10 protein-coding genes are annotated in these 13,283 nt (G+C 59.4%); 7 read left to right on the top strand and 3 right to left on the bottom strand.

Annotated features, from left to right (window positions below):
* Positions 1-271: 271 nt before the first annotated feature.
* Positions 272-1,759, top strand: a complete 1,488-nt coding sequence (locus I9H07_RS13360) for a SulP family inorganic anion transporter (protein WP_236423812.1) — start codon at positions 272-274, stop codon at positions 1,757-1,759.
* 7 nt (positions 1,760-1,766) lie between these two features.
* On the opposite strand, the gene I9H07_RS13355 is transcribed toward I9H07_RS13360, so the two are convergent.
* The gene (locus I9H07_RS13355; RefSeq protein ID WP_236423811.1) at positions 1,767-2,942 is read right to left on the bottom strand and encodes a sensor histidine kinase; all 1,176 of its coding nucleotides are present in this window, start codon (positions 2,940-2,942) and stop codon (positions 1,767-1,769) included.
* Between the two features lie 22 nt (positions 2,943-2,964).
* Complete coding sequence (locus I9H07_RS13350) at positions 2,965-3,654, bottom strand: response regulator (RefSeq protein WP_058823595.1); 690 nt, start codon at positions 3,652-3,654, stop codon at positions 2,965-2,967.
* Positions 3,655-3,752: 98 nt separating this feature from the next.
* Here I9H07_RS13350 and I9H07_RS13345 point away from each other — a divergent pair, with 98 nt between their 5' ends.
* From I9H07_RS13345 to I9H07_RS13320, 6 genes are all read left to right on the top strand, one after another.
* A complete protein-coding gene (locus tag I9H07_RS13345) occupies positions 3,753-5,225 on the top strand; it encodes an efflux transporter outer membrane subunit (RefSeq protein ID WP_236423809.1) in 1,473 nt (490 codons plus the stop codon).
* A gap of 19 nt (positions 5,226-5,244) precedes the next feature.
* Positions 5,245-6,084 (top strand): MipA/OmpV family protein, encoded by an 840-nt coding sequence (locus I9H07_RS13340; RefSeq protein ID WP_236423807.1) that lies wholly within the window; start codon positions 5,245-5,247, stop codon positions 6,082-6,084.
* 82 nt (positions 6,085-6,166) lie between these two features.
* Positions 6,167-7,234, top strand: a complete 1,068-nt coding sequence (locus I9H07_RS13335; RefSeq protein WP_236423828.1) for an efflux RND transporter periplasmic adaptor subunit — start codon at positions 6,167-6,169, stop codon at positions 7,232-7,234.
* Entirely contained in the window at positions 7,231-10,281 is a 3,051-nt protein-coding gene (locus I9H07_RS13330) for an efflux RND transporter permease subunit (RefSeq protein WP_024674219.1), read from the top strand. The genes I9H07_RS13335 and I9H07_RS13330 overlap by 4 nt, the downstream gene beginning before the upstream one ends.
* 109 nt (positions 10,282-10,390) lie before the next feature.
* A complete protein-coding gene (locus I9H07_RS13325; protein WP_058823592.1) occupies positions 10,391-11,632 on the top strand; it encodes a M20/M25/M40 family metallo-hydrolase in 1,242 nt (413 codons plus the stop codon).
* 181 nt (positions 11,633-11,813) lie between these two features.
* On the top strand, positions 11,814-12,239 hold the full coding sequence (locus tag I9H07_RS13320; protein ID WP_058823591.1) for a VOC family protein: 426 nt from the start codon (positions 11,814-11,816) through the stop codon (positions 12,237-12,239).
* Positions 12,240-12,247: 8 nt separating this feature from the next.
* Here I9H07_RS13320 and I9H07_RS13315 read toward each other — a convergent pair whose 3' ends face one another.
* Complete coding sequence (locus I9H07_RS13315; protein ID WP_236423805.1) at positions 12,248-13,123, bottom strand: LysR family transcriptional regulator; 876 nt, start codon at positions 13,121-13,123, stop codon at positions 12,248-12,250.
* Positions 13,124-13,283 lie beyond the last annotated feature (160 nt).

Genomic DNA, 13,283 nt, shown 5'->3' with positions numbered 1-13,283 from the left:
CCGGGTTGAACCCTTCAAACGGATAGGTCTATGATATTTGCGTCCTTCGACTCATTAAAGGAAACACGTTTGTCTCGTTCCAACTGGCTGCCTACGCCGCCTTAGCGCTACGCCCCCTCGCCACACCCTGACTGCCACTGGCTGCGGTCGCCTGTTGCTGTGTCCGTTTCGCGGTCGCTGCCACCTTCTCACTACTCAATCGAAAACTGATGCTCTTGCTCGTCCGGCACTCGCTGCCGAGCGTCCTGCTGTGTCTGTCACAGGTATTTCTATGCTCAAAAAAATCAAAGCTGCGTGGTTTTCAAACGTCCGTGCCGATGTTCTGGCCGGGCTGGTGGTTGCATTGGCCCTGATTCCAGAGGCCATCGCGTTCTCGATCATCACCGGCGTGGACCCGAAAGTCGGGCTGTATGCGTCGTTCTGTATCTGTACGATCATCGCGTTTGTGGGTGGGCGCCCGGCCATGATTTCCGCTGCCACGGGTGCGATGGCGCTGCTGATGGTGAACCTGGTGAAAGAGCACGGTCTGCACTATCTGCTGGCAGCGACCTTGCTGTGCGGCGTGTTGCAAATCATCGCCGGGTACCTGCGACTGGGTGAGTTGATGCGCTTTGTTTCACGATCAGTCGTCACCGGCTTTGTGAACGCACTGGCGATCCTGATCTTCATGGCTCAACTGCCAGAGCTTACTCACGTGACCTGGCCGGTGTACGCGATGACTGCAGCCGGTCTGGCGATCATCTACCTGTTTCCCCGCGTGCCGGTACTGGGAAAACTGCTGCCTTCGCCGCTGGTGTGCATTCTGCTGCTCACCGCGATTTCCCTCTACATGTGCCTCAATGTGCGAACCGTGGGCGACATGGGCGCGATGCCCGATAGCCTGCCGACCTTCATGTGGCCGGACGTGCCACTGAGTCTCGACACGTTGCTGATCATCCTGCCGTATTCCGCCGCACTGGCGGTGGTGGGCCTGCTTGAATCAATGATGACGGCAACCATCGTCGACGACCTGACCGACACCGGCAGCGACCGGAATCGCGAGTGCAAAGGGCAGGGCATCGCCAACATCGCCAGCGGCTTTGTCGGTGGCATGGCAGGCTGCGCCATGATCGGGCAGTCGATGATCAACGTGAAGTCCGGTGGCAGAACGCGCCTCTCTACCTTCAGTGCGGGTGTCCTGCTGCTGATCATGATGCTGTTTCTCGGCGACTGGCTGGCGCGCATTCCGATGGCAGCGTTGGTGGCGGTGATGATCATGGTGTCGATCAGCACCTTCAGTTGGGGATCGATCCGTAACCTGAAACAGTATCCGCTCTCGACCAATATCGTGATGGTGGTCACCGTGGTGGTAGTCGTAGCGACCCATAATCTGGCGTATGGCGTACTGGTCGGCTCCCTGCTGGCTGCGATGTTCTTTGCCAGCAAAATCGCCCATTATCTGGACGTCACCTCGCAACGCGATCCCTTCCACAGCCACCGCACTTACTACGTGACCGGCCAGGTGTTTTTCGCCTCGGCTGACCGCTTCATGGCGTCGTTTGATCTGCGGGAAAACCTCGACACACTGGCCATCGATCTGCGCGAGGCGCATTTCTGGGACATCACTGCAGTGGCAGCGCTGGACAAAGTGGTGCTGAAACTGCGAAGGGCAGGTGTCAGCGTGGACGTCGTCGGCATGAACCGCGCCACGGCCACACTGGTGGACCGGTTTGGCGTCCACGACAAGCCGGACGGCATTGATTCATTGATGGGGCATTGATCTGCGGTCAGCCCGGAATTTCCAGCCTGATGACCGAGCCACCGCCAGGCCTGTTGCGCACCTCGATGTGGGCGCCATGCTCGACACAGATGGCGCGGGCGATGGACAGGCCAAGACCGCTGCCACCGGAATAGCGCGCCCGTGATCGTTCGGCGCGCCAGAAGCGGTCGAACACCTGTTCAAGGTTATCCGGACCGAAGCCGGGGCCGCGGTCCGAGAACGTCAGCTCGATATTTCGTGCGCTGGCTCTGGCCACAATCAGCAGTTCGCCACCCAGCGCCGAATAGCGCAACGCGTTGTCCATGAGGATGTTGACCACCTGGCCGATGCGATCGCGATCCGCCATGATGCTCAGGCGTTGCGGGATATCGAGCTTCACCTTTATGTTCGCCTCATCGAGTTGGTCAGCAAACCAGCTCAGGCGTTCGGCCACCAGTTTCTGCAAAGGAAATTCAGACTTGTCCAGCGTCAGCTGGCCGGCGCTGGCGAGTGACAGCAGGTGCAGGTCGCTGACCAGTTTGTTCAACTGGTTGAGTTGTCGGTGGACCATTTCCAGTTGTTCGAGATCACGCGGAAAGACTTCATCGATCATGCCCTGAACGCGGCCCATGGCGGCGTTCAGCGGTGTTCTCAATTCATGAGCGATCATCGCGCTGGACTCGCTGACTTCCAGCTCGTAACGGCCCAGTTGGGTGGTCATGGTGTTGAAGTCGCTGACCAGTGCCTGTAGCTCGTCCGGCCCCTCGGAGTCCGTCGGCAGGCGGGTCTTGAAATCGCCTTGGGCAACCTGGCGTGCGCCTCTGGCAATCGAGGAAAACTGACTGGAGAGCGGGCGTGAGAACAGGAAGCCGAAAAAGATGACGATGGGAATGGCCGTCATCACCAACCCCGCCAAAACCCACCACTCCTTGTTGGCAATACCGGGCAGCAGATTTTCGATTGGGTAGTACTGGACGAACAGTTCGCGAAGCCTGGCGATGTTCATTTCAGGATCGGCTTGCAGCTGCTCAAACTCACTGCGCACCTCGACTGGCATTGCCTGCAGGGTCATCCAGTCAGACACCGTGACGTGCAGCCACATGCAAAACGCGATAACGATGACGGCACCCACCGCCAGCATGCTCATGCGCATGCCGACCCAATGCCACAACGGTTGCTGCCTGTGTTGGAAAAGGTATCGCATGATAGTCACCTGGATCTGACAGCTACCGGAATCGATAGCCGACCGAACGCACTGTCACGAGCACGTTATCCACGCCGTGGATTTCGAGTTTGCGACGCAGATTATGCACATGTGCGTCCACCACTCTGGCCAGCGCCTCGCTGTCGGGCAGACAGATCTCGAGCAGCTCTTCCCGGGTGAAGGCCTTGGAAGGCGTTTTCAGCAACGTGGAAAGAATCTTGAACTCGGTCGGGGTCAGGTCCAGCAGTGTGTGCATGGCATCGTTGCTTTGGATGGTGGCGGTGACCGCGTCCAGGTCCACCAGCAATGTCTGGTAACGCAAGTGCCGCTCGTTGCTGCCGTTTTGTTGGGAGCGTCGCAGCACGGCATGTACGCGGGCGACCACTTCCTTCGGGTTATAGGGCTTGACCACATAATCATCCGCACCATAGCGCAGTGCGCCGAGCTTTTCCGGCTCGTCGCCCATGGCCGTCACCATGATCACCGGTGTATCGCTGCAACGCCTGACCGCCGACAGCACGTCGGTTCCGCTGACCAGAGGCAGCATCACGTCCAGCAAAATCAGGTCGGGTTTCCACTGGCGATGCATGTCGATGCCGCGCTGACCGTTTTCGGCCAGCCCTACGGTGAAACCGTCACGACGCAGGTAGGCGTCGAGAATACTGGCACTGTCGGCATCGTCTTCGACGATAAGAATGCGTTTTCCTGACACGAGCGTGCCTCTTGATCAAATCTTGATAATTCACGAACGGTTTATTGAAAGTCGGCGTTCAGGATGGCGTCCAGAGCCCACTGTCGCGGACAGATCCTATGCTGATGAGTACACCGCTGTCCAAGCGTATCCGCAACCTCGGGTACCGTTATCTGGCAGCATTGCTGAGCCTGAGTGTTTGCGGTTGCTCGCTGATCCCGGACTACCAGCGACCGGCGCTGCCGGTTCCGGCAGATCAGTTGTCCCGCGTAGTGCCTGCCGGTGATGTATCGCCTGCAATCGTGCTGAGCACTGAGGAAGCAGCGCTGGTTTCCGAGTTGTCTGCGAACGGGCAACTGCGTGCTCTACTGCAAGCTGCCCTGGCGTTCAATCGCGACTTTCGAGTGGCGACACTGCGGGTGGAAGAGGCCAGAGCCATGCGTGGCATCAGTCGCGCCGATCGTTTCCCGACCCTCGCCGCTGGCGTCGAGCGTGATCGACAGCATTTCGATGATGCCGCTGCCGACGAGCGATATGGTCAGGACATTTCCATTGCTTCGCTGGGCATCTCCGACTTCGAGCTGGATTTCTTTGGCCGTGTGCGCAGCCTGTCCGAGGCGGCGCGGCACGATTACCTGGCCAGTACTTACGGTCAGCAGGCGGCACGCAGTGCGTTGGTTGCGGAAGTGGCGCAAGCCTGGCTGACGGAACGTCTGGCCGCTGCGCTGCTACAGGATGCGCAGGCTGTTAGCGATGCTCGACTGATGCTGGTGAAAGCGGCTGAAGAGCAGCAGCGTCAAGGGGCCATCTCGCTGGATGATCTACTCGTGCAGCGTCTGCAGGCGTTGAACGCGCAACAGCGCGTACAGGATGCGCTGGGCGATCATGCCAGTGCATCGCAGGCATTGCTGTTGCTGACCGGCTATTCGACAGCGCTGCCAGTCGCAAAGCCTGACATGCCGGTGCTGAGCAACGCGCTGCTTGATACGCCTGCCTGGCTGGCGAACCTGCCATCACAACGGCTGCTGGAGCGCTTTGATATCCGTCAGCGCGAAGAGGCGCTCAAAGCCGGCAATGCCAACATTGGTGCCGCGCGCGCAGCGTTCTTTCCGTCCATAAAACTCAGCACTGGCATTGGCATCCAGAGCGACAGCCTGCGCACGCTGTTCAGTGGCGGCAGCGGCGCCTGGTTGTTCAGCTCGCAGTTGAGCCTGCCGCTGTTCGACGGCGGGCGTAATCAGGCGAATCTGGATCTCGCCCAGGTACGCCAGCAGATTGCTGTTGCTGAATATGAGAAGGCGATACAGAACGCTTTCCGGGAAATGTCCGGAGTCCTGAGCCGACGTCAGCAGGCGCTGGAACATGCGCGCAATGAGGTCGAGCGTGTCGCGCTGGTGCAGGAAAAAGTGCGGCGTCTGTCCTTCGAGCTGAACGCAGGTGCTGCCGACCGTACAGCCTTGTTGACCTCCAGCATCCGTATCGCCGAAGCCGACGCAGCCTGTCGCAAGTCCCTCGATGATCTACAGCAAAACCGTATCGATCTGTTCCGCGTACTGCGCGGCGCAGAACCCGCAAGCCCCTCGAAATCCTGACCGAAACCGGAGTATCACCATGACTCATGACCTCTCTCATTCTCGCGTACGTCACACTTTGCTCAACGTGCTGATCGCCTCCGCTGCCATGGCCCTGATCGGTCAGGCTTATGCTCAGGGCAGCGATTCTGCTGACAGTCAGTCGATTCTCGGCGACCAATTCAACGTCAACTTCGGTCTGGGTATGGCCGTGTTGCCCCGCTATATGGGTGCGGATGAATACCGCAGTCAGGTGCTGCCGATGCTTACGGTTCAGCGCGGGATCTTTTTTGCTGACACCACTCGTGGTCTGGGGCTTCAGTGGCAATCGGCTTCCGGGCTCGGCGCCAGTGCGGCGCTCAATTATGACTTTGGCCGTACCGAGAAAAACAGCACCAACCGTCCGGGCTCCAATGAGCTCAGGGGCATGGGTACCGTCGAGGGCGCGACCGTTGGCGACTTCACGGTCTCTCAGCAGCTCACGCCATGGTTGTCGGCGAGTGCCGAGGCCGAGTTGCGGGTGGCGGGCGAAAAACGTGGGAACCGCTACCGGTTGGGCTTTGAAGGCATCGCTTACCACAGCCAGAGTGACACGGTGACGCTCGATATCGATGCGCATGCCGGCGACGGCCGTTACAACCAGACCTATTTTGGCGTGAGCCCGATCCAGAACCAGCGCAGCGGCTTTTCCAGGTTCACGGCAGACAGCGGCATTTATGCCTATTCGGCGGCACTCGCCTGGCAGCATACCTTCGACGCTCACTGGTCAACTGTCGCCAGTGTTGGCGTCACTCATTACACCGACCAGACCCGTGGCAGCCCGCTGGTCGAAACCGATGCCGAAGGCAGCGGCCTGCTTGCCTTGAATTACGCCTTCTGAAGAGTGGACGCCTGCCATGCGATTTCATCCTGATGCGTTTCCTGCTCCACGCCGATGTGTTGCCCGCGCGTGCAGCATCGTACTGATTGCCTTGCTGGCTGGTGGCTGCAGCGACAAACATCCGGCCAGCGTCGCGGCTGTGCGTGCCGTCAAGGTCGAGGCGGTGCACGCAGGTGAGGGTGCCGTGATGCGTTTTATCGGTACCGTTCGGCAGCAGCAACGCGCCAGTCTGGCGTTTGAGTCGGCAGGTACCGTGGCCGAGTTGCGGGTCGATGTCGGAGATGCCGTGGAAAAGGGCCAGGTACTTGCCAGCCTCGATCGGCAGCCTGCGACCTTGCATCTGCAACAGGCGCAGGCCAGTGCGGGCCTGGCCGCTTCGCAGGCAGTCGAGCGTGAGCAGAACTATCAGCGCCAGAAAAATCTGCTTGCGGCAGGCAGTGTTGCGCAAAGCGTTGTCGAGTCGGCCTTGGCATCCCGCGAGCAAGCCCGGAACGAACAGATTCGGGCGCAAGCCGAAGTGGCCTTGGCGCGTCGTGAGCTGGATCATAGCCAGTTGATTGCGCCGTTTGCCGGGCGGGTGGTGGCGCGCCATGCAGAACCGCGCAGCGTGTTGCCTGCCGGGCAGGCGCTGCTGGATATCGAGTCCGGCGCAGAACAGCAGGTTGTGGCGGCTGTTCCGCTGGCGTTTGCCGAGGCGCTCAAGCCCGGCGACCTTGCCAGAGCCTCAAGCACGGCAGACACCACTGACGGTTTTGATCTGGTGCTTGAAGGCATTTCGCCTCGATCCGATGACGGGTTGGTCAGAACGGGCATCTTTCGTGTATTGCGTCCTGCCGACAGGCTGCCCGGCGGTATCACGCTACTCGTACAGGTGCGCCCTGACGCTGCAACGCAGGCCCTTTCGGTTCCCGTTCAAGCACTGTGGATGGGAACTGACAGTAATACGGCTGAGGTTTTCGTCTACCAATCGGGTGGAACAGTGGCCATCCGCTCTGTTTCCCTAGGGGCGGTCAGCGCGGGTCGAGCGATCATCCACACCGGGCTGGTCGCGGGGGAGCAGGTGGTGACTGCCGGAGCCGCTTTTCTGCAGGACGGACAGACCGTCAGCCTGTACCAGCCGACCAGCCGTTTGAGCGGAACTGCGCCATGAGCCTTACCTATCGTGCAATGGGTGCGAGTCGCCTGACCTTTTTCGTGGCCTGCCTGATTTTGCTGGCGGGGGTCGCTACCTTTTCGGGTTTTCCGTCTCAGGAAGAACCTTCAGTGACGGTTCGGGATGCGCTGGTCAGCGTCTCGCTGCCGGGGCTTTCCGCGGAGCGCACAGAAGAACTGCTGGCCAGGCCGCTGGAAGAAAAAATTCGCGAGCTGGCCGAGATCAGGAATGTGGTGACCACGGTCAAGCCTGGCCGGGTAACGGTGCAGGTGACCGCTTATGACAGCATCAAGGATCTTGGGCTTTTATGGCAGCGACTGAGAGCCAAAGTCGGTGAAACCAGCGGTGTGTTTCCGCCCGGCACCCAAGGGCCTTTCGTGGATGACGATTTTGGCCGGGTGGCAGTGGCTTCCGTCGCCGTGACCGCGCCGGGCTTCAGCATGAGCGAAATGCGCGGACCGATCAAACGGCTGCGCGACCAGCTTTATGGGCTTCAAGGGGTTGATCAGGTCGAGCTGTATGGCCTGCAAGATGAGCGAATCTATCTGGATTTCGATCAACAGACCCTGGCTGCCGCAGGTCTGTCGCCTCAACAGTTAATGCAGCAGTTGCAAGCCCGCAACCTGATCGCGTCGGGAGGTAACCCGGTTATCGGGCAGCAGAGCACCACACTCTTGGTGAGTGGCGAAATCCTTTCGCTGGAGCAATTGCGCCAGTTCCCCGTGCAGTTGGCCGGCGGTCAGAGAGTGGCACTGCGAAGCCTGAGCAAAATATCGGTGGTCCCGGTCGATCCGCCGGAGACCGAAGCTATCTATCAGGGGCAGGATGCTGTGGTGCTGGCGGTTTCAATGCAATCCGGCCTCAATGTTCAGGCCTTCGGCAGCGCGCTGCGCAAACGCCTCGGCGAGCTGGAACAGCAACTTCCGACTGGCTTTACGTTGCACGTCGTGACGTTTCAGGCTGATGTGGTGCAACACGAGATGAGCAAGATGTACCACGTCATGGCTGAAACCGTGGTTATCGTGATGTGCGTGGTCATGTTGTTTCTCGGCTGGCGTACCGGGCTGGTGGTCGGGGTTATCGTGCCATTGACGATCTTGAGTACGCTGCTCGTCATGCGTTCGGTGGGCATCGAGCTGCAAACGGTGTCAATTGCCGCGATCATCCTGGCCCTGGGATTACTGGTGGACAATGGCATTGTCATCGCCGAGGACATCGAGCGGCGTCTGCATGCCGGAGAAGAGCGGCGAACCGCGTGCGAGGAAGCAGGGCGTACACTGATGATCCCCTTGCTGACGTCCTCACTGGTCATCGTGCTCGCGTTCTCGCCATTCTTTTTGGGGCAGACCAGCACCAATGAATACCTGCGTTCACTGGCGATTGTGCTGGCGACCACGCTGATCAGCTCCTGGCTGCTCAGCGTGACGGTGACGCCGCTGCTGTGTTTCTACTTTGCCAAGGCTTCGGCCGTCGTCGACAAGCCTGCTGCCGATGAGTATGCATCAGGGTTTTATCGTGGCTATCGCAGCGTCATCCAGGCGCTGCTCGATCACTCCCTGCTATTCATCGGCAGCATGGTTGTTCTGCTGGTGGCTGCGGTCGTGGTATTGACTCACGTGCCCTACGATTTCCTGCCGAAATCAGACCGCATGCAGTTCCAGATTCCTCTGGTAATGGAGCCTGGCAGCAGCTCGCGCGACACCTCACAGGCCGTGCGCGATATCAGCCAGTGGCTGAGTAACGACCAGGATGTAAAGGACAGCATCGGTTATGTTGCCGATGGCGGCCCGCGGATCGTTCTGGGCCTCAATCCGCCTTTGTCTGCCCCGGACATTGCCTATTTCACCGTCAGCGTGCGCGAAGGCGCCAATGTAGACGCGGTGATTGACCGGACCCGGCGCTTTCTTCTGGCGCAGCACCCGGAAATCGAAGCGCAGCCCAAGCGTTTTTCGATGGGCACCACTGAGGCGGGGATTGCGATCTATCGGGTCATTGGCCCTGATGAAAAAGTGTTGCGAACGATTGCCCGCCAGATCGAACAGGCCTTGTCGGCGTTGCCTGGCACGCAGGACGTACACGATGACTGGCGCACCCGATTGTTGCGTTATGACGTCCTTGTCGATCAGTACAAGGCTGTGCAGGCGGGTGTCTCCACGCAGGACATCGCTCAGGCATTGCAACTGAGAAGCAACGGGCTGGCGGTGTCCTCGTTGCAGGATGGCGAAACTGCGGTGGCTATAATGGCCCGAGAACACTGCACGCCGGGCATGCCCGTGAGCGAACCGGACAGCACGCTGATCTATCCAGCCTCCGGGGCTGCGCCGCTGATGTTATCCGCTATTGCCACAATCGAGCCCAAGGCCGAAGCCTCGACCATTCAACGCCGTAATCTGGAGCGGGCTATTACCGTGGTCGGACACAATCCGTCACTTACCGCAGCATCAATCGTGGAACAACTGGCACCGCAAGTTGCGGCACTGAAGCTGCCAGCCGGTTATCGCGTTGAACTGGGTGGCGAGATAGAAGACTCGGCCGAAGCCAATCAGGCGCTCTTGCAGTACATGCCGCATGCGCTGATTGCGATGCTGCTGCTGTTCGTCTGGCAATTCAATTCGTTTCGCAAATTGCTGATTGTTATTTCCAGCGTGCCTTTTGTGCTGATTGGCGTGGCGCTGGCCCTGCTGATTACCGGGTATCCGTTCGGCTTCATGGCCACTTTCGGGCTGCTGTCGCTGGCGGGAATTATCGTCAATAACGCGGTCTTGCTGCTGGAGCGCATCGAAGCCGAGCGCGGTCAGGGCCTGCCGGTGCGCGAAGCGGTGGTCAATGCGGCGGTCAAACGGTTGAGGCCGATTGTAATGACCAAACTGACCTGCATCATCGGCCTTGTGCCACTGATGCTGTTCGCCGGTCCGCTCTGGGAGGGCATGGCCATCACGATCATGGGTGGACTTGCACTGGGCACACTGGTGACCCTGGGCCTGATTCCCATTCTGTACTGGCTGCTGTTCGACAAGCTTGATCGTTTGCGCGGCCGTACCTGAATGATCCAGGTTCCTGGCGTATGTGTCGGGCACCCTGCTTATGACGACGAGTAGCGCTTTGAGGTATGTTCCTGAAAACGTCACTCAATAAAACAAGGATGGAACACGTATGCGCTCATTCTCACGCTCGCCACTGGCCGCTCATTTGGCCCTGGCCCTCGCGTTAACAGCCCTGGCACCTGCGGCTATGGCCGAGCCGCACAAGGCAATCCAGGCTGATGCCGAGCAGTACCAGGACGACGCCTTGAAACTGCTGGAGCGTCTGGTGAACATCGACTCGGGTTCCGGCTATGTGCCGGGTCTGACCAAGGTCAGCGACATCGCCATCGAAGAGCTGAAAAAGCTCGGTGCGACCATTGAGCAGGTGCCGAATACGCCTGAAGCCAGCAATCATGTCATCGCCACTCTGAAAGGCACCGGCAAGGCGAAGATTCTGTTGATGGCGCACATGGACACCGTGTTCAAGGAAGGTTCGGCGGCAGAGCGGCCGTTTCACATCAAGGACGGTCGTGCCTACGGCCCGGGCGTGATGGATGACAAGGGCGGTATCGTCGCTGCCATTTATGCGCTGAAGGTCTTGCATAACCTGAAGTTCACCGACTACGCGCAGATCACCGTATTGCTCGACGCCAGTGAAGAAACCGGCTCGGTCGTTGCTACCGAACTGATCAAGAAAACCGCCAAAGAGCACGATGTCACGCTGAACCTGGAGCCAGGTCGCCCGGCCGACGGGCTGGTGGTGTGGCGCAAAGGCTCGGCGACGGCGCTGGTCGAAGTGAAGGGTAAGGCATCCCATGCAGGTGTTGCACCGGAACTGGGGCGCAACGCGGCTACCGAGGTGGCGCATCAGATTCTGCAGCTCGGCAAGCTGGGCGACGAAGAGAAGAAAACCACCATCAATTTCACGGTGCTCAAGGCCGGTGATCGCACCAACGTGATTCCGGATCAGGCCAGCGCCAAGGCTGATGTAAGGGCGGCAGTGCCGGAGGAATTCGACCGGATCGAGCAGGACCTCGCCAAGGTCTCGGCCAACAAGCTGGTGCCGGATACCGAGGTCAAGACCAGTCTGGTGCGCGGCCTGCCGCCGATGCCGCAAACGCCGAAGTCAGATGCGCTGGTTGCGATGGCGCAAGGCATCTACGGCGAGCTAGGACGCACGCTGACCATTGAAGGCAGCGGCGGGGCGGCTGACTCCAGCCTGTCGGCCAGCGTGGGCACGCCGACGCTGGATGGTTTCGGCATTGTCGGTGGCAATATCCATACGCCGGAAGAATACGCCGAGGTGGGCAGCGTGGCACCGAGGATTTATCTGCTGTCGCGGATGATCATGAGGCTGTCCGGGCAGCCGTGACAGGGTCCTTCCGAGCGATTGAACTTAGGGAAAGCACAAATATTATTTGTGCTTTCCAAAAAACATGTTGATTTTATTTTGTTCAAGCCAGCTCTAGGATAGGTCTCACCTTCAAGTGGATCGTCAGGTCGCGCATGGCCCTGTTCGACACTTGATCCTGCACATCACCTCTGGAGTTCTGATGAGCCTTTCTCCTTTCCACTTGGCAATCCCTGTGTATGACCTGGCCGCTACCCGGACTTTTTATGGCGAAGTGCTCGGGCTTGCCGAAGGGCGTTCCAGTGCGCAGTGGGTCGACTTCGATTTCTACGGCCATCAACTGGTCATCCATGAACATCCCAAAACGGCTTCTCAAGAAAGCGTTCACAGCAACCCGGTGGACGGGCATGACGTGCCGGTTCCGCACTTCGGCATCATTCTGGAGTGGGCGCAGTGGGAAGCATTGGCTGAACGCCTGAACTCGTTCGGCATTCAGTTCGTGATCGAACCTTACATCCGCTTCAAAGGGCAGGTCGGCGAGCAGGCCACCATGTTTCTCTTCGACCCGTGCGGTAACGCGCTGGAGTTCAAGGCGTTCAAGGACATGAGCCAGCTGTTCGCCAAATAGCCTGCTTGTCACTGCGCTTCGTGAGCCTGCTCGTTCAATAGCTGAGCGAGCGTCCTCACCGGCTCCGACAGGCTGCGTCGCGCGCGGTGTACGAGCCCGATGTCCCGATGAAATGTATGCTGCCCAAGGTCGATAGCCCGCACAGTCGCAGGCCACGCCTGAATGGTCGCCGTTTCCGGCACCAGTGCCACGCCCACGCCGTTGGCAACCAGTTTGACGATGGCGTCCAGCTCGTCGAGTTCGCACACTTCACGTAACGCAACGTGCGTCTGACGCAGAAAACGGTCGACCTGCCGCCCGCCAAACGACGATCGGTCGTAACGGATAAAGGGCTGGCTGGAGATCAGTTCTGACCAGTCTCCCCCTTGAACATCGGCTGGAACGATCAGGCGATAGGGTTCGCGCGTCAGGGTGGTCCAGCGCAGATCACTTTGCAGTGAGAAGGGCGGACGAATAATCGCGGCCATGTCCAGTTCCCCCGTATCCACCTGATTGATCAGGTCCATCGACAGCCCGGGAACGATGCGCGTTCGACATTGCGGAAACTGCCGATGAAACCCGGCCAGCACATCCGGTAGAAAAGAACGCTGCACGGAAGCAATAGCGCCGATGGTCACCAGCAAAGTGGGTGCAAGCCCGACAGCGGCACTGCCCAGATTGCCGTACAGGCGCACCAGTTCCTGACCTTGCAGCAGAACTTGCTGGCCCATGCGGTTCAACTGCGCCGAACGCCCCTTGCGGTCGAACAACTCGATGCCCAGCTCTGCTTCAAGACGCTGCATCTGCGCGCTGACCGCCGCCTGGGTCAGACCGATGCGGTCTCCGGCTGCGGCGAACGTACCTTCTCTGGCTACGGCAATAAGGGTTTTCAGTTCTTTGATCATTGGCAAATATTAGTTGTGTTTTGGGTGTGCAGGTATTTGTTTTTTTGATGAAGCAGCTTGCGAGATGACAGCCCCCCGGCCATGACAGCGGTTAGCCTGATGAACACGGCCTGTATAGAAGCCGGTAATCCGCTCGGCATGATCAAACAGCATCACGGCA

It is taken from the genome of Pseudomonas syringae (assembly GCF_023278085.1).
Lineage (GTDB): Bacteria > Pseudomonadota > Gammaproteobacteria > Pseudomonadales > Pseudomonadaceae > Aquipseudomonas > Aquipseudomonas syringae_Q.
This window is presented reverse-complemented; position numbering and strand designations above follow the sequence as displayed.